The sequence below is a fragment of the Hymenobacter chitinivorans DSM 11115 genome, assembly GCF_002797555.1.
Classification (GTDB): domain Bacteria; phylum Bacteroidota; class Bacteroidia; order Cytophagales; family Hymenobacteraceae; genus Hymenobacter; species Hymenobacter chitinivorans.
In genome coordinates, this window is record NZ_PGFA01000004.1 from 285,423 (window position 1) to 303,873 (window position 18,451).

The 18,451-nt window shown below is 61.8% G+C and carries 16 protein-coding genes; 7 read left to right on the forward strand and 9 right to left on the reverse strand.

Annotated features, from left to right (window positions below):
* Nucleotides 1–207: 207 nt before the first annotated feature.
* A complete protein-coding gene (locus CLV45_RS21180) occupies nucleotides 208–1,119 on the reverse strand; it encodes an SMP-30/gluconolactonase/LRE family protein (protein ID WP_100338484.1) in 912 nt (303 codons plus the stop codon).
* A gap of 200 nt (nucleotides 1,120–1,319) precedes the next feature.
* On the opposite strand from CLV45_RS21180, the gene CLV45_RS21185 reads away from it, so the two are divergent.
* Nucleotides 1,320–2,267 carry a cation diffusion facilitator family transporter gene (locus CLV45_RS21185; protein WP_245882943.1) on the forward strand — a complete coding sequence of 316 codons (948 nt, stop codon included), beginning with the start codon at nucleotides 1,320–1,322 and terminating at the stop codon, nucleotides 2,265–2,267.
* Nucleotides 2,268–2,286: 19 nt separating this feature from the next.
* Here the strand turns inward: CLV45_RS21185 and CLV45_RS21190 are convergent, their stop codons facing one another.
* Complete coding sequence (locus tag CLV45_RS21190; protein ID WP_100338485.1) at nucleotides 2,287–2,724, reverse strand: DUF2141 domain-containing protein; 438 nt, start codon at nucleotides 2,722–2,724, stop codon at nucleotides 2,287–2,289.
* 235 nt (nucleotides 2,725–2,959) lie between these two features.
* On the opposite strand from CLV45_RS21190, the gene CLV45_RS21195 reads away from it, so the two are divergent.
* The 3 genes from CLV45_RS21195 to CLV45_RS21205 all read left to right on the forward strand — a co-directional run bounded on the left by CLV45_RS21195 (nucleotide 2,960) and on the right by CLV45_RS21205 (nucleotide 5,138).
* The gene (locus tag CLV45_RS21195; RefSeq protein WP_100338486.1) at nucleotides 2,960–3,367 is read left to right on the forward strand and encodes a hypothetical protein; all 408 of its coding nucleotides are present in this window, start codon (nucleotides 2,960–2,962) and stop codon (nucleotides 3,365–3,367) included.
* A gap of 95 nt (nucleotides 3,368–3,462) precedes the next feature.
* Nucleotides 3,463–4,452: a glycoside hydrolase family 43 protein gene (locus CLV45_RS21200; protein WP_100338487.1), complete on the forward strand. Its 990-nt coding sequence runs from the start codon at nucleotides 3,463–3,465 to the stop codon at nucleotides 4,450–4,452.
* A 134-nt stretch (nucleotides 4,453–4,586) separates the two neighbouring features.
* Nucleotides 4,587–5,138, forward strand: coding sequence for a DUF2911 domain-containing protein (locus tag CLV45_RS21205; RefSeq protein WP_100338488.1), 552 nt, complete (start codon nucleotides 4,587–4,589; stop codon nucleotides 5,136–5,138).
* A gap of 63 nt (nucleotides 5,139–5,201) precedes the next feature.
* On the opposite strand, the gene CLV45_RS21210 is transcribed toward CLV45_RS21205, so the two are convergent.
* The gene (locus CLV45_RS21210; protein WP_100338489.1) at nucleotides 5,202–5,528 is read right to left on the reverse strand and encodes a hypothetical protein; all 327 of its coding nucleotides are present in this window, start codon (nucleotides 5,526–5,528) and stop codon (nucleotides 5,202–5,204) included.
* A gap of 289 nt (nucleotides 5,529–5,817) precedes the next feature.
* On the opposite strand from CLV45_RS21210, the gene CLV45_RS21215 reads away from it, so the two are divergent.
* Nucleotides 5,818–8,073, forward strand: coding sequence for a pectate lyase family protein (locus CLV45_RS21215; RefSeq protein ID WP_100338490.1), 2,256 nt, complete (start codon nucleotides 5,818–5,820; stop codon nucleotides 8,071–8,073).
* A gap of 104 nt (nucleotides 8,074–8,177) precedes the next feature.
* On the opposite strand, the gene CLV45_RS21220 is transcribed toward CLV45_RS21215, so the two are convergent.
* On the reverse strand, nucleotides 8,178–9,989 hold the full coding sequence (locus tag CLV45_RS21220) for a M61 family metallopeptidase (RefSeq protein WP_100338491.1): 1,812 nt from the start codon (nucleotides 9,987–9,989) through the stop codon (nucleotides 8,178–8,180).
* A gap of 432 nt (nucleotides 9,990–10,421) precedes the next feature.
* Between CLV45_RS21220 and CLV45_RS21225 the strand changes: the two genes are divergently transcribed.
* Both CLV45_RS21225 and CLV45_RS21230 read left to right on the forward strand, forming a co-directional pair.
* Entirely contained in the window at nucleotides 10,422–12,596 is a 2,175-nt protein-coding gene (locus tag CLV45_RS21225) for a T9SS type A sorting domain-containing protein (RefSeq protein WP_100338492.1), read from the forward strand.
* 236 nt (nucleotides 12,597–12,832) lie between these two features.
* The gene (locus tag CLV45_RS21230; protein WP_100338493.1) at nucleotides 12,833–13,510 is read left to right on the forward strand and encodes an SOS response-associated peptidase; all 678 of its coding nucleotides are present in this window, start codon (nucleotides 12,833–12,835) and stop codon (nucleotides 13,508–13,510) included.
* Here the strand turns inward: CLV45_RS21230 and CLV45_RS25075 are convergent.
* From CLV45_RS25075 to CLV45_RS21250, 5 genes are all read right to left on the reverse strand, one after another.
* The gene (locus CLV45_RS25075) at nucleotides 13,507–13,746 is read right to left on the reverse strand and encodes a hypothetical protein (protein WP_157807711.1); all 240 of its coding nucleotides are present in this window, start codon (nucleotides 13,744–13,746) and stop codon (nucleotides 13,507–13,509) included. The two genes, CLV45_RS21230 and CLV45_RS25075, sit on opposite strands and share 4 nt — an antisense overlap.
* A 163-nt stretch (nucleotides 13,747–13,909) precedes the next feature.
* Nucleotides 13,910–14,125 (reverse strand): hypothetical protein, encoded by a 216-nt coding sequence (locus CLV45_RS21235; RefSeq protein ID WP_100338494.1) that lies wholly within the window; start codon nucleotides 14,123–14,125, stop codon nucleotides 13,910–13,912.
* 169 nt (nucleotides 14,126–14,294) lie between these two features.
* Nucleotides 14,295–14,642, reverse strand: coding sequence for a hypothetical protein (locus tag CLV45_RS21240; RefSeq protein WP_157807712.1), 348 nt, complete (start codon nucleotides 14,640–14,642; stop codon nucleotides 14,295–14,297).
* A 191-nt stretch (nucleotides 14,643–14,833) separates the two neighbouring features.
* Nucleotides 14,834–16,423, reverse strand: a complete 1,590-nt coding sequence (locus tag CLV45_RS21245) for a DUF1501 domain-containing protein (RefSeq protein ID WP_100338496.1) — start codon at nucleotides 16,421–16,423, stop codon at nucleotides 14,834–14,836.
* Nucleotides 16,424–16,518: 95 nt separating this feature from the next.
* Nucleotides 16,519–18,240 (reverse strand): DUF1800 domain-containing protein, encoded by a 1,722-nt coding sequence (locus tag CLV45_RS21250; RefSeq protein WP_100338497.1) that lies wholly within the window; start codon nucleotides 18,238–18,240, stop codon nucleotides 16,519–16,521.
* Nucleotides 18,241–18,451 lie beyond the last annotated feature (211 nt).

Genomic DNA, 18,451 nt, shown 5'->3' on the forward strand with positions numbered 1-18,451 from the left:
CGGGATTATCAGTGAAGCAATAGGGGAAAAAGCGTAGTAGCAGGGCAGGGCGGCAACTAAGCCGGGGGGCTGAGTCGGCAGCTAAAATGGGAGGTCTATTCAGCTTTAGCAATACCCACTTCTGGGTATAAATCAATGCGTTGACCGAAAAACAAAAGCCCCGGCCACTTCTTCTGGCCGGGGCTTTTGTTGAGCAGGGCCTTTCGGCTATTGTACGCCTTTTACCAGCATGGGTAGGGTGTAAAGAGCTTCGGAGGCGGTTATAAACAAGGTTTTGCGGTCCTTACCGCCGAAGCAGACGTTGGCCGTCCACTCGGCCGGAATATCGATGTGGGCAATCTGCTGGCCGGCGGGGTTGTACACCGTCACGCCCTTGCCGGTCAGGTACACGTTGCCCTGGTTGTCGATGGTCATGCCGTCGGAGCCCTGTTCCACGAAGAGCTGCCGGCCGCTGAGCTGGCCGTCGGCGCCAATCTGGTAGCGGTAGGTTTTGTTGGCCTTGATGTCGGCCACGTAGAGCTGCCGGCCGTCGGGGGTGCCGATGATGCCGTTGGGCTGCTCCAGCTTGTCATCCACGGCCACGGGCTCCTTGCGGCCCTTGCCCAGGAAATACACTTTCTGGCCCCCGATGGCCGGATCCGGAGTTTGGCGCTGCCAGTACTCGCGCTGGTAATACGGGTCGGTGAAGTAGATGCCCTCGGTTTTGGGATTCACCCACAGGTCGTTGGGGCCGTTGAGGCGGTGGCCCTGCACGTTGTCGAGCACCACGGTGGCCTTGCCGTCGGGTCCGATGGACCAGAGCTGGTTTTGCTCGTCGGCGCAGGCCAGCAGGCGGCCTTTCTGGTCGAAGTAGAGCCCGTTGGAGCGGCCGGCTTTATCCAGAAAAACGCTCAGCTTGCCGTCGGTGCCGTACTTCCAGATCTGGTTGTTGGGCTGGTCGGTGAAGAACACGTTGCCGGCCTTGTCCACGGCCGGGCCCTCGGTAAACTTAAACTGCTTGCTGACCAGCCGGGGCTGGGCCTGGGCGGCCATAATGGGGCTGGTTTGCTGGGCGGCGGCCGGCAGGGCTACGGCCAGGCACGAGGCCGCCAGCAGACCGGAGAAAAACGGGTTGGTCATCGGAATAGAGGAATACGGGAAAGTAACGGTAGGGCCGGGGCCCGGGCCCAAGCGCCGCCTGAAGGTACAAGCTTGGCGCAGCAAAGCGCAAAATATCCGCCGCCGCCGAGCTACACCGCCCGGCCTTCCAGCGTATGAGTAGGCCAACGGGAGCCGGCCAGCTGGTTCCCGGCTTGTTCACCCGCTAGCCTTTGTTGCCCGTGCCTACTGATATTTTTCCTACGCCCCCGGTGGAGGCGCCGCCATCTTCCAAGCTGGCCATTGTGGCGGCCCTGGCGGCCAACCTGGCCATTGCCGTCATTAAGTTCGTGGCTGCGGCCTTCACCGGCAGCTCGGCCATGCTGGCCGAAGGCATTCACTCCGTGGTGGATACGGCCAACGAGTGGCTGCTGCTGCTGGGCCTGCGCAAAAGCCAACGGCCCGCCCACGCCGGCCGGCCGTTCGGCTACGGGCGGGAGCTGTACTTCTGGTCGTTTGTGGTAGCCATCTGCATTTTTGCCATTGGCGGGGGGATTTCCATCTACGAGGGCATCGAGCACCTGCGCCACCCCACGCCCCTCGGCGACCCAACCTGGAACTACGTGGTGCTGGGCCTGGCTTTTCTCTTCGACGGAGCCTCGTTTCTGGTGGCCCGGCGCACCTTCAATGAGCAGCGGGCGGGCCGGCCATTCTGGACCACGTTCCGGGAAAGCAAGGACCCTTCGATCTTCGTGGTGCTCTTTGAGGATGCCGCCGACTTGCTGGGCTTGCTGGTGGCGTTTCTGGGCGTGTTCCTGAGCCATCAACTGCACAATCCCCGCCTCGATGGGGCGGCTTCCCTGCTTATCGGCGTTATTTTGCTGGTGGTGGCGGGCCTGCTGCTGCGCGAAAACCGCAGCCTGCTGCTCGGGGAGCCCGCCGGTACCGACCTGCTCGGCCAGATAACGGCCCACGCCCGGGCCGATGCGGCGGTAGTGGCCGTGGCCGAGCCGTTGTCGTCCTACCTGAGCCCCCACGAAATTCTGCTGGTGCTGCGCGTCGAGTTTGTGCCCCGGCTGGCCGCCACCGAGCTAACCCAGGCCGTGGAGCGGCTGCGCACCAGCATTCAGCAGCAGTTTCCCGACATTCGCCACGTCTTTATCCAGCCCGCCTTTTTGCAAAACGCCTGAGCAGAGCCGCCCCGGGGCGCTACTTCCGCATCGAAATGGTTACCACCTGGGCCGCCCCGTTGACGACAAACTTGCACTCGTCGAACTCCGGCGGGGCCAGCTTGGGGCGCACGTTGTTGGAAAAGGCGTAGGGCTCGGTCGGGATACCCATGAAGTTCTTGTCCACCAGGTCGTTGTCGTTCAAGTCCTGGGTCAGGGCCACGGCCCACTCCCCGTTGGGCAGGTCGATGGGCAGCGTAATCTGCTTGCTGCCCCCGGGCTTCACGTACTTGAGCAGGGTGTAATTGCCGCGCTTGAGAAAATTCTCCTTCACGTTGTAGAAGTACAGCTTCACTGTGGCCTTGGTGGAAGGCAAATCGGTGACGACTACCTGCACCGGGGCCGAGGTAGTGGGCGACGTTGCGGCGCTGAGCAGGGTGCAGCCGGCGGCCAGAAAAGCTACTGGGAGAATTTTCATGGAAGCGGGAAGGCAAGGTGTGAAGAGCGTAAAACCGGGGGCTACCCACGGGCCAAGAACGGCCAGCGGCCGGGCGCGGCGGTGGTGCCTGCCTAGACACGGCCCCGGCGGAATAAGTTTCGCCCCACCCGCCGGGCCGGCCTGGACTTTAGGGCGGCAGTAGTACTATTCCCGGCGGGCCGTATCTTTGACTAGCCAGGGCTGCGGACCACTGCCGGAGCCGCGGGCCCTTTCTATGCAGCTGCAGCCCCTGATTGACGAGCCCCGAATCTACATCGGCTACGACGCCCAAAACCAGTGGCTGTATGCCGACTGGAAGGGCGAGCATAGCCAGGATTCGTCGCAGGAGTGCTGCCTGCTGCTGCTGGACTGCCTGCGGGCCTGGCCCTGCGCCAAAATCCTGAACGATAATTCCAGCATTACCCGCACCACGGTAGAGCTCACCGAGTGGGGCGCCTGGTGGCTGCAGGAAATGCGGCGGGCCGGTCTGCAGTACGTGGCCTGGGTGTTTCCGCGCAACTTTGCCGCCCGCCAGGCCACTGAAAAGGTGTTGGGCTACATCACCGAGCCCTCCGTCGGGGGCTTCGACGACGTGGCCTCGGCCTACGTGTGGCTGCTGCAGCAGCCCGTGCGGCCCGCCTAAGGCTGCGGAGTGAGCTTTACCGGGAGCTACGCCGTAGAAAGACGCGGAGGCGGCTGTGGAGCCGTCCGCTGCGTTTCTTACCGACCCTGCCCGCTATGTCCGCTACCTATCAAAACCCCATTCTCGACGAGGATTTCCCCGACCCCACCATTATTCGAGCCGCCGATGGCTACTACTACGCCTACGGCACCCAAACCAAATATCAAGGCCGCATCATCAACCTGCAGGTGGCCCGCTCCCGCGACCTGGTGCAGTGGGAGCTGTTGCCCGATGCCCTGCCCCAAAAGCCGCAGTGGGCGTCGGCCACTCAAAAAATCTGGGCGCCCCACGTCACCGAGCACGCCGGCCGCTACTACCTCTACTACTCGGCCCTGCCCAACGGCACCGATACCTACTGCCTGGCCGTGGCCACCGCCGAAACGCCCGCCGGACCCTTCACCGATATTGGCCAGCCCCTGCAGTGTGGCCCGGGCTTTCTGAACATCGACCCGATGGTATTTGACGACCCGGCCACGGGCAAGTGCCTGCTCTACTGGGGCTCGGGCTTCGGGCCACTGCTGGTGCGCGAGCTGGCCCCCGACCGGATTTCGTTTGCCGAGGGCAGCCAGGTGAAAGAGCTGGTGCAGCCCGTGCCCGATGATGACCCTGCCAACTACCAGCGCCTGCTCGAAGGCAGCTGGGTGGTGCTGCGCGAGGGCTGGTATTTCCTGTTTTACTCGGGCAACAACTGCTGCGGCGACGATGCCCACTACGGCGTGATGGTGGCCCGCTCCCGCCACGCCACCGGCCCTTTCGAAACCCTGTCCCAGGCCACCAGGCAGGGCCACAGCATTATCCTGGAAACCAACCAGCACTGGCGCGCCCCCGGCCACAACTCCATCGTAACCGACGCGGCCGGGCAGGACTGGCTGGCCTACCACGCCATCGACCCGCAGCAGCCCACCTTCGACGCCATCGACGACGCGCAGGGCTACTCCCGCCGCGTGATGCTGCTCGACCGAATCGAGTACCACCAGGGCTGGCCCCGCATGGCCAATGCCGCCGCCCCGTCGCGCACGCCCCAGCCCGCCCCCGTGGCAGAGTAAGCCCAGGGCGTGGGGGTATAGTAAAGTGCCTATATTGCCCACGCAACCCGCTCGGTTCAAACCGTGACTTTGCCAATGCCGGTCGTGGCCGGGCTTCGGTTTTCCTGTTTCACCCAACCCTTATTTTGCACGCAATGAAAAATTTCCGCCCGCTGCTCCCCCTGACTTTGCTGCTCGTGAGCCTGCTCTCGGCTTCCCTCAGCTGGGCCCAGACGACCACGACGACGCCCGCAGCTCCCGCGGCCAAACCCGCTCCCGCCAGCCCCGCTGCCACGGCTACCGGCAAGATTGGCGGCGCCAACGTAACCATCAAGTACAGCAGCCCCAGCGTGAAAGGCCGGCAGATCTACGGCGGGCTGGTGCCCTACGGCCAGGTGTGGCGGGCCGGTGCCAACGAGGCTACCACCGTCGAATTCAGCAAGGACGTGATGGTGCAGGGCAAAAAGCTGCCCGCCGGCACTTACGCCTTCTTCGTCATCCCGACCGAAAAGGACTGGACCGTCATTTTCAACAAGACGGCCAAGCAGTGGGGTGCTTTCAAGTACGATGAAAAGCAGGACGCGCTGCGCGTAACCGCCACCCCGCGCAAAACCACTGCCCCGGCCGAAAGCCTGGCCTACGACGTGACCAAAGATGGCATCGTGCTGCGCTGGGAAAACCTGGAGCTGCCCGTGGCCATCAAGTAGTAGCGGGCCTTTTTGAGCTTGTTCAAAGCCCCGCCGGTTAGTCCGGCGGGGCTTTTTTTGCGTTTAGAGCCATTCCGGGGGCGTCGGTTCGGCGCTGAGCCAGACCACGGTGCCGGGCGGCACGTCCAGCGCCTCGGCGAGGTGGAGCAGCAGGGCCGGTTCGGGCGGGGGTAGCGGGCCGTCGGCGGGGCTGGGGTGGGCTACTTCCTCCACGCTGGCCGTGGTGGGGTGGCGCCGGCCATCGGCCAGTTCCAGCTCTACGGGCAGCATGGTGTACAAGGCAAAGCGGCGCAGAGCTTCGGCGGGCTGGCCGGCGGCGCTGCGCACAAGCACGCCCAGGCCAGTCAGCACGAAGCTGGAATCAATCGTCAGGAGCTTTTCGGAAGGCATGGCGGGCAGTAAGTCAATAGGGAGCATACGGCGGGGGCTCTTCGGGGGCCTAGCCTCGCACTCACGGCCTCGCACGGAGGTGTTTCCCCGCTGCCACCCCAGCGCCCGTGGCCTGCTGATGGGCCGCGGTATTCCGAATACCTCTTCCGGCAACGTTGCCGGCAACGTTTGCATAACTTTAGTCAGGCCCCGGTCTTGTTAAATTCTTATTTTCTGAAACTTAAAGGTAGGTTTGTGTGAACCGCTCCGCGGCTCATATCCGCTATTTCCCACCCCAAAGTTCCCGATTATGAAGCAGTTGTTTACTCTGCTATTACTGTTGTTTCCGGTGGTCCTGCGCGCGCAGGCGCCGACCGTCTTAGAATCATCCGGTTGGCTGGAGTCGGCGTACGTGAAGTGGCAGCCCCTGGCCAGCGCGCAAAGCTACAATGTGTACTACAGCGGTGGGGGCGTGGTCAATCAGAAGATTGACAACCAGCTGATCCGCAGCTACGGCTCCTATTACCGGGCCGACGTGCTGGGTCTTAGCCCGGGCGCCTACACGCTCAAAGTCGTGCCCGTCATCTCGGGGGTGGAAGGCACCGCCGCCACGACCAGCGCCCTGACGGTACAGGCCCAGGACCGGACCGGGTTTGCCTTCAGCAATGGCCGCGTGCCGGGAGCTTACAATGCCGACGGCACCGTGAAAAGCAATGCCGTGGTATTGTACATCACGCAAAACACCAAGAACACGGTTTCACTCAACGTGAGCGGGGCCAGTGTGAATCCGTGCGTGGGGCTGCAAACCATTCTGGATGGTTACAAGAAAGGCAAGGACACGCGGCCGTTGCTGGTGCGCTTGGTGGGGCAAATCACCGACCCGAGCTACCTGCTCGCCGGCGACCTGGTAATCGAGAACAACAACTTTGCCTCCAGCTATATCACCCTCGAAGGCGTGGGCAACGACGCCGTGGCCGACGGCTGGGGAATCCGAGTCAAGAATGCTTCCAACGTCGAAATCCGCAACATCGGCACGATGAACTGCGACAGTGACGAGGGCGACAACATCGGCCTGCAGCAGGACAACGACTATATCTGGGTGCACAACGTCGACTTCTTCTACGGCCACGCGGGCAGCGACGCCGACCAGGTCAAGGGCGACGGGTCGCTGGATTGCAAAAAGTCGACCTACGTGACCTTCTCCTACAACCACTTCTGGGATTCGGGCAAATCCAACCTGCTGGGTCTGAGCGAGGCCACCACCCAAGGACTCTACATCACCTACCACCACAACTGGTACGACCATTCGGATTCGCGCCACCCCCGGGTGCGTTTTTATTCGGCCCACGTCTACAACAACTACTACGACGGCAACTCCAAATACGGGGCCGGCTCTACGGAAGGCTCCTCCGTGTTCATGGAAGGCAATTACTTCCGCAACTGCAAGTATCCGATGCTGACCTCCATGCAGGGCACGGATGTGTACAACCCCGCCACGCAGAAAAATGACTACGTGAACATGCCCATTTTCTCCAAGGAAGATGGCGGCACCATCAAGGCCTTCGACAACTACATGGTGGGGCAGCAACGCTTCGTTCCGTACGGCGCGGCCGGCTACCCCAATTCCACGGTCGACTTCGATGCCTACGTGGCCTCAACCCGGACCGAGGCACTCAGCAGCAGCATCGTGTCGGCGTATGGCAAAACCCCCTACAACAACTTCGATACGAACCCGGCCGTGATGTACGCCTACACGCCCGACGGCCCCGAAGCGGCCAAGGCCGAGGCCACGCAGTACGCGGGGCGCATAACGGGTGGCGATTTTAAGTGGGCCTTCGACAACGCCGTCGACGATGCGTCGTCGGCCATTAACGTGCCGTTGCAAACGGCGCTGGTAAACTACAAGACCGGCCTGGTTTCGGTTCAGGGTGATGGGGCCCCCACCGGCGGCGGCACGGGCGGCGGCGGAACCACGGCGGCCGATATGGTGCACAACTTCACCTTGTCGGGCACCACCAACACGTTCTACACCATCACCGGCAACCTGTCCACTTCCCAGGGCACGGTGCAGTACAACGGCCTGACCCTAACTCAGTGCCTGAAGCTGGAGTCGTCGACGGCCATTGCCTTTACGACCACCGCGGCCGCCACCCTCACGCTGGTTTTCAACGATGCCTTTAGCGGCACGGTAAAAGTGGACGGCGTAAACCAGACCGTCAGCGCGGGCCGGCTCACGATGAGCCTGCCGGTGGGCACTCATCAAATTGCCAAAGGCACCACGGCCAACCTCTACTACATGAGCACGGTGTATGCGGCGCCCTTGGCCACCCGCCGGCCGCAGGAGCTGCAAGCAGTCAACGTGTACCCCAACCCGGCGGCTGACCAAGTGCTGGTGGAGTGGAAGAGCAAGCGGGAGTTTTCACTCTACACCACCACGGGCCGCCTGGTGAAAACGGGCCTGACCAATCAGCCCGTTGACCTGAAAGACGTGAAGCCCGGCTTGTACCTCATCACGATTCAGGACGAGGACGGCTACCAGCGGACGAGCCGCTTGTTTAAGCAGTAATTCCGCAAACAAACACGCCGCCCCTCCTGCGCAGCTTGGCTGTGCTCGGGAGGGGCGGCGTGTTTGTGTAAGGGCTTTATCCTACGAGTAGCGCACCGGGCCGCCTACAGATTTTTCAGCCAGGCCTGGCGCAGGGCCAGCTGGGCCGGGGTGGCGTCGGGGAGCACGGCGAAGTTGTAGCGCTTGATCTGCTCCTGCTGAATCAGGCGGCAGCGCACTTTCTGCTCGGTACCCGCCCGGCGCAGGGTCAACTCGTACTCCTCGCCGGCCTTGCGGGTTTGCAGCGCCATCAGGGTGGGCTTGATCGAGGTGGGCGTAATGGCTGTGCCGTTGATGGCTACCAGTTCGTCGCCCACGGCCACGCCGCAGCTCTGCCAGGTGCTGGGTATTTCGGTAAGCTGCACCGCATTGCCCGCGTAGCGCACCGACGGATTGGCCGTGCCCACGGCCACCACCTGCTGGCCCGTGTGCAGCACCGGCGTGTAGCGGATGCCGACTTTGGCGTAGTACTCCTGCAGGGGCAGGGGCTCGGCCTGCTTCACGTAGCGGTTGAAGAAGTCCTGGATTTCGGGGTAGGTCAGCTTGGTAAACTCGGTGAAGAAGTCTTTCTCACTGAAGGGCTTGTTGGGGCCGTAACGCTTGGTCAGCTCGTTCATCACCTCGCGCAAACCCCGCTTGCCACCACTGAGCTCGAGCAGGCGCAGGTCGAGCAGGGCCGCCGTGAGGGCGCCGCGCTGGTAGATGTTGCCGTACTGCCGCTGACCTTCATCGGTAAAGGAGTTTAGGCCCAGCTTGCTCAGGGAGTAGGTCGTGTCGGTCTGGGTTTGGGCGTACGCCACTTTGCCCGACATTTCCTGCAGGTACTCGTCCAGCGTGACCAGGGCGCCGCGCAGCTTCATCATGCCCGAGGCCCACTCCGTGGTGCCCTCATACAGCCACAAATGCTCCGAGCCGGTGGGCTGCACGAAGTTGAACTGCTCGATAATCTCGGAGTGAATATTGAGCGGGGTCACGACGTGGAAAAACTCGTGGGCGGCAATGCTGGTCACCAGGTTGGCCGACTCGGGCGTGAGCGGAGTTTCGCGCAGCACGTACTCCGAGCTGTAGGAATGCTCCCAGGCCCCGAAATTCTGGTCGTCGAAGTGGTAGAGGAAGGTGTAGCGCTTCACGGGCAGCTGCACCAGAAAAGCCTGGGCTGCCTGCAGCATCTGCTGCATGTAGCCCAGCAGGGGCTCGGCCTTCACCTGGTCGGTTTTGGAGTAGCAATACAAGGCCACTTCCGCGTCGCCGAGCTTGGTTTTGGCCTCGGTGAGCCGGCCCAGCAGGAAGGGCGAGTCCACGGCCTGGTCGTAGGTGGCGGCCGTGTAGTAGCCCTGCTTGTCGGTGGTCAGCGGCGTCCCGATTTTCCAGTCGGCCGGGTAGTTGAGCTTGATCCGCAGGGGTTTACCTTGCCAGCCCTGCAGGTAGCCAAAGATACCCTGCCCGTTGAGCAGGGCGTGGTCGGCTTCCAGGGAAGTGCCGCACATGCGGTACACGCGGTGCTCCGTCACGGGCGTGTCCCAGGTTTCGGCAATGGTGTAGCGGATAAAGCGGGTTTTCTCGGGTTGCAGCAGCTGCCACTGATTCACGGAGGCCTGCTTTACTTCCAGGGGCTTGTTCTGGGCGTCGAAGGCCTCAAACTTGCGCACGAAGCGGCCAATATCCATGACCTGATAGGTGCCCGGGGCAGTAGCGGCAAACTGGTAAATGCTCTGCTCCTTGTGCAGCTTGGGCACTTCCAGCTGCACCTGAAACAGGTTGGCGTCGGTTTTGGGGTCAATGTTGACGGTGTAGGTCAGGGCTTTCTGGGCCTGGGTCAGGGTGGTGGTGGCCAGCAGGAGGCCCCCGGCAAAAGCGGCAATGCGCGAGGCAGTCATAAACAAAAAGAAAGGATAGTGGGCCTAAGGGATGCCGAAAGTACGCAAGTGTTGCTTTTGCTTGCCCGCGGCCGGGTGCCAAAACGTAACCCCGCCCGCGCTGGTGGGAACTGAGCTCTGGTGGCTTGCCGAGGGCATCAGTCAGGCTTAATTGAATTAAACCCGTTTCGGAAGCCACATGGCTTCGGTGCTAGAGTTACGGTTCGGCCGGGCCGGCCACCAACCGAGAGGCCAAGGAGAGGGCTCAAAAAATGACGATTTCATAATAGGATATTATTAGTAAATAAATGTAATAAGCTAACTAATTGCCTTTTTTATTGCACTTATAAAATATAGTTGTTGCACTGCATATTGTCTTTGCGAAGTTTGTGTCGTTTTATTGTATACCTATTGCATACGCCGCTCCATTTCCAATCCTTCAACTCATGTGCTATGCAAGCAATTTGTACTTTTTCTCTGGCCCGCGCTACTGTCCGGCGCTGGCATAAAACCCTGTGGGCCGTGGCGGGCGGCTTGCTGCTGGCCTCGGCGGTGCAGGCCCAGCCGGCTTTTCCGCGTAATGAGACCTTCAAGGGCAGCACGGCTTCCAACTTTACCTTCGGGGGTGTGGCTCGTCTGACCGGCACGGGTGGCACCAACGACCCGGTGGGCAGCGGCTACCTGCGCCTAACCGATGCGGCAAACAACCAGGCCGGCTACGCCATTGATAACGTGGGTTTTCCCTCGTCGGCGGGTTTTACCATCTCCTTCGAGTTCTTTTCCTACGGCGGTACTACGCCCGGCGCCGACGGCTTCAGCGTGTTTCTGGTCGATGCCGCCCAGCCTAGCTCCGGCTTCCGCATTGGAGCCACCGGCGGCTCGCTCGGCTACGCCCAAAAAACCGTAGACCCCGTTGCCCCCGGCGTGTCCAAGGGCTACATTGGCATTGGCCTCGATGAGTTCGGCAACTACTCCAACGGGCAGGAAGGCCGCTCGGGCGGCAACACCGAGTTCGATGCCAACGGCCGGGTGCCCAATGCCATTGCCATCCGCGGGGCCGGCGACGGCTCGGCCACGACCGACTACCCCTACCTGACCGGCACCGACCCCGGGGCCCTCGACTTCTCCCTGGACGTGGGTACGACCCGGGCCCAGGCCGGCTCCGACGATTACCGGCGCGCCTTTATCGACGTGGTGCCGACCACCGTGGGCACGGTCACGACCTACCGGATTTCGGTGCGCATCCAGCACGGCAGCTCCATCCGCACGGCCATCGACAACTTCGTGGTGCCCACCCCGCCCCAGAACCTGCGGCTGGGTTTTTCGGGCTCTACGGGCGGTAGCACCAACATTCACGAGATTCGCAACCTGAACATCGTGCAGGTGCCCTTCGCTAATACCGACTTGGCCACCACGCTCTACAACGCGCCCGTCACGCTGAACGTGCTCAGCAACGACGTGGCCCCCGGCAGCAGCATCGACCCTACTTCCGTTGATCTGGACCCCGGCACCGTTGGCATTCAGTCCACGCTGGAAGTGCCTGGTAAAGGCCGCTTTGCCGTGGATGACGCTGGGGTAGTGATGTTTACGCCTTCGGGTACGTTTGCCGGCACCGTGGTGGCGCCCTACACGATGCGCTCCATCCTGGGCGAAGATTATACCTCCAGCCCGGCCAACATCCGCATTACGGTGCAGGGCGCCGATATAGTAGCTACCATCGGCGGGCCCGCTTCGGCCAACCGGGGTGCCGCCGTGACCTACTCCGTCATGACGGCCAACCGCGGTGCCACCACGGCCCTCAACGTGGTGCCCCGCCTGCAGTTGCCCGCCGGAATGCCGCTCTCGGCCGTAACGGTCCCCAACGGCAGCTACGACCCGGCCACCGGCTGGGTGACCTACAACACGATTACCTCCCTGACCAACGGCGCCGCGGCAGTCGTCAACACGGCCGTTTTCCGGGTAACTAATAATCAGCCCGCTACTCTGAACAATCAGGCCTCGGCCACTTCCGCCGTGCCCGACCCCGATTTGAGTAACAACACGGCCTCGATGCAAACCAGCGTTGGCGCACCGCTGCCCGTAGAGCTCATTTCCTTCACGGCCGCGGCCGACAACGCGGATGCGGTGCTCAACTGGAAAACGGCTTCCGAAAAAAATAACGCCCGTTTCGAGGTGGAACGCTCCTTTAATGGGGCCGAATTCCAACTGGTTAAGACGGTCGACGGGCACGGTACTACCAGCAGCGCCACCCAGTACCAGCACCGCGACGTGCGCATCGGGGCCGCCGCCCACCGGCTGGTATACTACCGCCTGCGGCAAGTAGATACCGACGGCAGCGAGTCGTTTAGCGCCGTGCGGACCGTGCAGTTTACCACCGCCCGTAAGCTGGCGGTGAGCGTGTATCCCAATCCGAGCCCCGGCACCGCCACCCTCGACCTGACTGGCCTGCCCGCCGGGGAGTGCCGCGTGCTGCTCACCGACCTGACCGGGCGGGTGCTGCGCCGCTACGTGGCCGCCGGTGCCCAGGAGCAGCCGCTGGAAGTGGCTAACCTGGCCCCCGGGGCCTACCTACTCCAGGTGCAAAGCCCCACCTCGTCGCCGCTGGTGTTTCCCTTCGTGCGGCAATAAGTTCTTGTAGGTCGGACAAAAACCAAAGCCGCTGGCACTGCCAGCGGCTTTTTGGTGTTTAAAGAGCAGTAGAAAGGAAGCTTGCCTCACATGCTTATGCGGGTAGCGCGTCGGCTGGGTGCTGACTGAAAGAGGCTTTCCGGTGGCTAAATGCCCGAAAACTTGCGTGGCCCCGGCGGCGTACCTTACTCAGCTTTCACCTGCGGAGCTGATGCTTCGTTTTCCCCTTTTAGCGTATGTGCGGCCGTTATACCTTTACCTCCCCCGTCCCCGTAATCGAGGAGCGCTTCGACGCCAGCTTTTTGGAGCCCATGGACCCAACGTATAATGCGGCTCCGTCTCAGCAGTTGCCCATCATTACCAACGCCGAGCCCGGCCGCATTCAACTGGTGCAGTGGGGGCTGCTGCCGGGCTGGGTAAAAGACGTAAAGGCCGCGCCCAAGCCCATCAATGCCCGCGCCGAAACCCTGACCGAAAAGCCTTCCTTCCGGCAGCTGCTGCAGCGGCGGCGCTGCCTGGTGCTGGCCGACAGCTTCTACGAATGGCAGCAAACCGCACCGGCCAAAAAAGGACCCAAAACGCCCCACCGCATTTTGCTGCGCAACGAGCAGCCCTTTGCCTTTGCGGGGCTCTGGGATGAATGGGTCGACCGTTCGTCGGGGGAAGTCGTGCCCACGTTTACCATCATTACCACTGAGCCCAACGAGCTGATGGCCTCGCTCCACAACCGGATGCCCGTTATCCTGCCCGACCGGCGGGCGGAACTGGCCTGGCTCGACGACGGCCACTCCGTGACCGAACACCAAACCCTGCTGCAGCCCTACGCCGCCAGTCTGATGCAGGAATACGTGGTCAGCACCCTGGTCAACTCCCCGGCCAATAACGACCCGAGCGTACTGGCCCCGGCCGCTTAAGCTACGTAGGTATAGGCAGCCGGCGCTGGCACCGGCAGAATGCCCAGGCGCCGGTATGCGGGCCGCGACTTGCGCTTCTTGCGGCGCTTGGCGGCGTCGCGGTTGAAAATGCGGGCCTCCACTGATCCAGCCGTTATGGTGAGGGTGGTAGAAGTCGATGGGGCGGAAGTCGACATGGCTTCGGCTGCTTCAGCGCCGCATACGGCCAGGATCAGGAGTAGAGCAACAGTTTTCATAGGCGCAGAGTAGAAGTGTGCAAATAATTAGTAGAAGATTTCGAGGTCAATAATACGAGCTGTGCTTAATAAGTGCAAATAAAAAGAAGTTAATTGAAGTAAAAAGCTCTGCCGGGGTGCTTGTGCTACCCCGGCAGAGCCAATAGAATTGAGCTAAAAAGGCTTATCGGCCAAACAGCCCACCGCGGTGGTAGCGGCTACGGCTAGGCTTGCGCCGCTTCTTGTTCTTGTACTTCTTACGCTTAAACAGGCCCCAGTCGGAAGCGGTGTTGGCATCAGCGCTAAGCGTGGTAGTAGCCAGGGCGGTGGGCGCTACGCTGGCTTCAGCCTGCGACGAGAGAACCAGCGTGGTGAGCAGAAGAGCGACAAATGTTTTCATAGTATGTTGTATTATGGTTTGATGTTTTTGTCTTTTGGTGTTGCAATATTAGACAATTGTATGAGATAGATGCAATAAATAAATACCACATGATAATGTGAAAGCAAAAAGCCCCGGCAGCCTGAACGAATTCAGTCTACCGGGGCTTGCGAATCGGGTAAGGAAAAGGCTAGTGGCCTTGGTGCGCCTGGTCGCCTTTGTTTTCCTGATTGCCTTTGTTAGCCGCCGCCTTGGGTTTGGGCTCTTTCACGGGCTCGGCGGAGGTGTTGGCGTCTTCAGGCGCGTCGTCCTGGCTCATGGAGCGATTCACCACAATTACGCCCACGGCGGCAATGGCGGCAATGCCCAGAATGAGCTGGGTGGGGGTAAAGCGCTGAGCGGCTTTTTTGAGCAGCGTGCCCCCGTGTTTCAGCAGGTCGTCGATATGGTCATGGTCGCCCTGGATAAGCACGTGGTAGGCGCTTTCGAAGGTACGAGCCAGATCTTCGGGCATAATTTTCTCCAATTGTTGTTCCATCTGGGATTCCATAGCGGAGGTGTAGGTGTTGGTGGAAAAGTCAGTACAGAGTAGCGTGGCGCCACTGAGAAGCCTGTACGCAAAAAGTCCCGGGTCGGCTACACTTTTTCACCTGGCGTTTCGCAATTGTCATTTAACCGTTGCGCTGGTAGCTGAACGGTTAGATGGCAATTGCGAAACGGGAAATGGCCTTACCGCTCCACCGTCAGCAGGCGGGAACTGGCCCGGCTGCCCTCCTGCACCTGGCAGTAATATGCTCCTGCCGCCAGCCCATCCGGGAGCAGGGGCAGGCGCTGCACACCCCGGGGCAGGGGCCGGTCGAGCAGGCGGCGCACTTCCCGGCCCAGCATGTCGTAGAGCAGCACCTGCACGTGGCCGCCGTCGGCCTCAAACTCGATGGTGGCTTGCTCCCGCACGGGGTTGGGATACACGCTGAAGCCCTTGATGCTCATATCGGTAGCCGAGGCTACGCCGGTGGCCACGCCCGGCCGCAGCACCGGCACGTAGGGGAAAGAGGCGCCAGCGTGGGGCAGCAGGGCCTCAATGGTAGCTTGCGGCACCCGAAACCAATCCAGCAGCAAACTGCCGTAAATGGCCCGGAAATCGAACTGCATGGGCACGTTGTCGTTGACGCCAGCCGTGGCGGGCAGCACGGGGTTGGTGCCGTGAATCATAGGGTTGACGCTGCTGCCAAACACGATGAGCGGGGCCGCCGCGCCGTGGTCGGTGCCGTAGCCGGAGTTCGACTTGATGCGGCGTCCAAACTCGGAGAAGGTCATGCCCACCACCCGGTCCTGGACCTGCAGGCGGCGCAAATCGTCGAGGAAGGCTTCCAGAGCCTGGGAGATTTTGCCCAGCAGCGTGGCGTGGGTGCCGGTGGCGGTGCTGCCCGTGGCCGGTACTTGGCCCGCGTGGGTATCGAAGCCGCCCAGGTTGCAGACGTAGAGCCGGGTTTGCAGGCCCCCGGCCACCAGCTGGGCCACAATCTTGAGCTGGTCGGCCAGGGAGTTTTGCCCGGCCGCGGGGTAAAGCGGCGAGAGGTTCTGGGCCCGGCCCGCCGCCGTTTTGATGGACGTATTATACACCTGCGTCTGCTGGACCACCTGCCGGATAAAGGTTAGCTCGTGGCCGGCCGGCGTGTTGGGGGCCGTATCCACGCCCCCGGTCAGCAGCTGGTAAAACGAAGCCGTGCTGGCAATGGCCATGCCCATGTTCACGCTGGGGCCCTGCACGCAGTTGCTCACCACCGAGCCGATGCTGATGGCCAGCGGGTCGGGGGCCTGGGCGTTGGGGTAGCCGGTCGGGAAGTTGGGATACTCGCCGTTGAGGTAGCGCCCGGCCCAGCCCGAGGTGATGGTTACGTTTGAATCGGAGGCCGACGTCCAGATGTCGGTGGCGCGGAAGTGGCTGAAGTTCGGGTTAGGGTAGCCCACGCTCTGCACCACCCCGATTTTGCCGCCGTCATACAGGTTTTTCAGGCCCGTCATGGCCGGGTGTATACCGGTAGCCGAGGTCAGGCGCAGCACCTGGCTTTCGGGAATGGCAATGTTGCTGCGGGCATTCATCAGGGCCGAGTACTGGTCTAGGGGAATAACCATGTTCAGCCCGTCGTTGCCGCCGTTGAGCTGAATCAGCACCAGCACCCGGTCGGTTTGGGTAGCGGCATTGGTCAGGGCGGCCAGTTCGGGTGAGTAGCCGTAGGCCCCAATGGGAAAGCCACCCAGCAACGCCGGCAGCACCGACGCCGCGGCCGTGGTTTGGAGGAAGTCTCTGCGTTTCATCAGAAATAGTGAAGTGGTGAAATTGTGAACTTGTGAATCGGTGGCGCGCGAATCCGGAACGGGATTCACCACTTCGCCACTTCACAATTTCACCTTTAGCTGAGGTGGTATTCCGCCAGGCCCATCATCGTGCGCAGCAGGGCCTGGAGCTTGGTGGTCACGGCCGTTTTCTTGGCCGTATTGGTGGGAGCTGCCAGGTATTGGGTCCACTCGTCGGTCCACTCAAAGTCGGGCAGGCCGGGCAGCAGCACGTCGTTGAGGAAAGCCAGCTGCCCGGTCGTTAGGCTGATGGGCAGCAGCAGGCGGGCCAACTCGGCAATGAGCAGGTTAGGCTCCTGGGCCGTGGCCGCGGGCAAACTTTGCACCAGGGCCAGCACGTCGATGTTGATTTTGAAGCTGTTGCGGGTGTAGCCCGTGGTGCTGATCATCTGGTCCGTAAACTGGTTGCGGCGGGGCAGGGTCACGGCGTTAATCCACATTTCGTAGTACTGCGGTGTTTGGTAGTAAGCCGCCCAGCCCGCCACGTTGGGCGGGTCGCCCACCAGCTGCTGCTGCAGGTTGGTCAGGCTGTTGAGGTAGTCCCACATGCCGTACTGGGCCACCGGGTTCGAGGCCGGTGGAAAGGTAATCTGCAGCTGCCGGCCCACGGTCAGGGTAAAGTCCAGGGGGCTCTTAATCAGGCAGCCCATGTTCACGGCGTCGTAGAAATGCTCACTCGAGAGCAGCGTGCGCAGCACCGGCGCCACGTTGTAGCCATTCTGAATCAGGAGCTGGGCCAGGGGCTCAATGACGTTTTGCTCGGTGGTGGCGTCAATGACGTAGTACACCAGCCAGCGGTAGAGCTTGCGCACCAGAAACCGCGCCGTTTCGGGCTGATTGAAAATCAGGTCAATCAGCGTTTTGTATTCCTGGTCGCCACCGTTGGGGATGGTGGCGTTGCCGAAGGCGGCCGAGAATACCTTGGTGCCCGTGTCGTGGCGGGAGGCGGTGTAGTAGCTACTGATGGTGGCCTGGTTGTCGCGCCAGCCGGTCAGCACCCGGGCCGCGGCCTGCACGTCGGCCTCAGTGTAGGTAGTGTAGTTGCCGGCTCCAATCAAGGGCCCTTTGCCCACCGTAAACAGCTCCAGCAGCTCCCGGCCGTAGTTTTCGTTAGGCGCCGAGGCCGTGCTTTGGTTGCCGTTGAGGTAACGCAGCATGGCCGCATTCACCGTCACATCCTTGGCCAGCTGCTTGATGTTGCCCAGCGCGTGCTGCCGCAGCAGGGCCGTGTACTGGTAGGCGTGCCGGGCGTCGTTGATGTCGCCAAACTCGATGACGAAGTGGTTGTGCCAAAACAAGGTCATCTTCTCCACCAACGACAGGTTCTGGGTCAGCATCTGGCCCAGCCACCACGCCCGCAGCGAGGAGCGTCGCACGCTCTCGAAGTTCTGGTCAAAGGGCTGCGTCACCCAGGTTGAGCCGATGGCCACGCTGGTATCCGTCGCCGACACATTCACCGGTGGCGCCGGAGCGGCGGGCACGGTCAGCAGGTCATTCACCACCTGGGTCAGGCTGCGCCCCGCGGCCGTCACGATTTCCGTCCGGGTCGGCCCAAACAGCGTGCGGCGCAGCAGGTGCGCGGCCTGCTCGTAACCCCAGGTGCCCGTGTAGGGCGCAATGCCGGCCGTGGAGCGGGCCGTGCTCGGCAGGGCGGTGTTGGCATAGCGGCTGACGGTTTCTTCCTCGGCCCCGCCCGGTTCAGCAGGCCGCTCAGCCAGCCCGGTAGCCGGGGCCGTCAGCACCGCAGTGTTTTTGCGTAGAAATGTTCTTCGGTCCATGCGCGGCGTGGTTTGAAAAGCTTCAGAAAGGGCGAACAAGCTCTTGTAAGGTAAGCGTTTAGCCCCTGTTTGACTAGCGTTTCAGCTATAGACCATAGAGAATAGCCAACGTTTAATGTTGTTTTCTAATCGGAGTCGCACCCAATCTTGCCTGGGTGCCATATGCGTCCGTTGGGTGGGCTGGTAGTGTGGCAAAAGCCAAAATTTTATA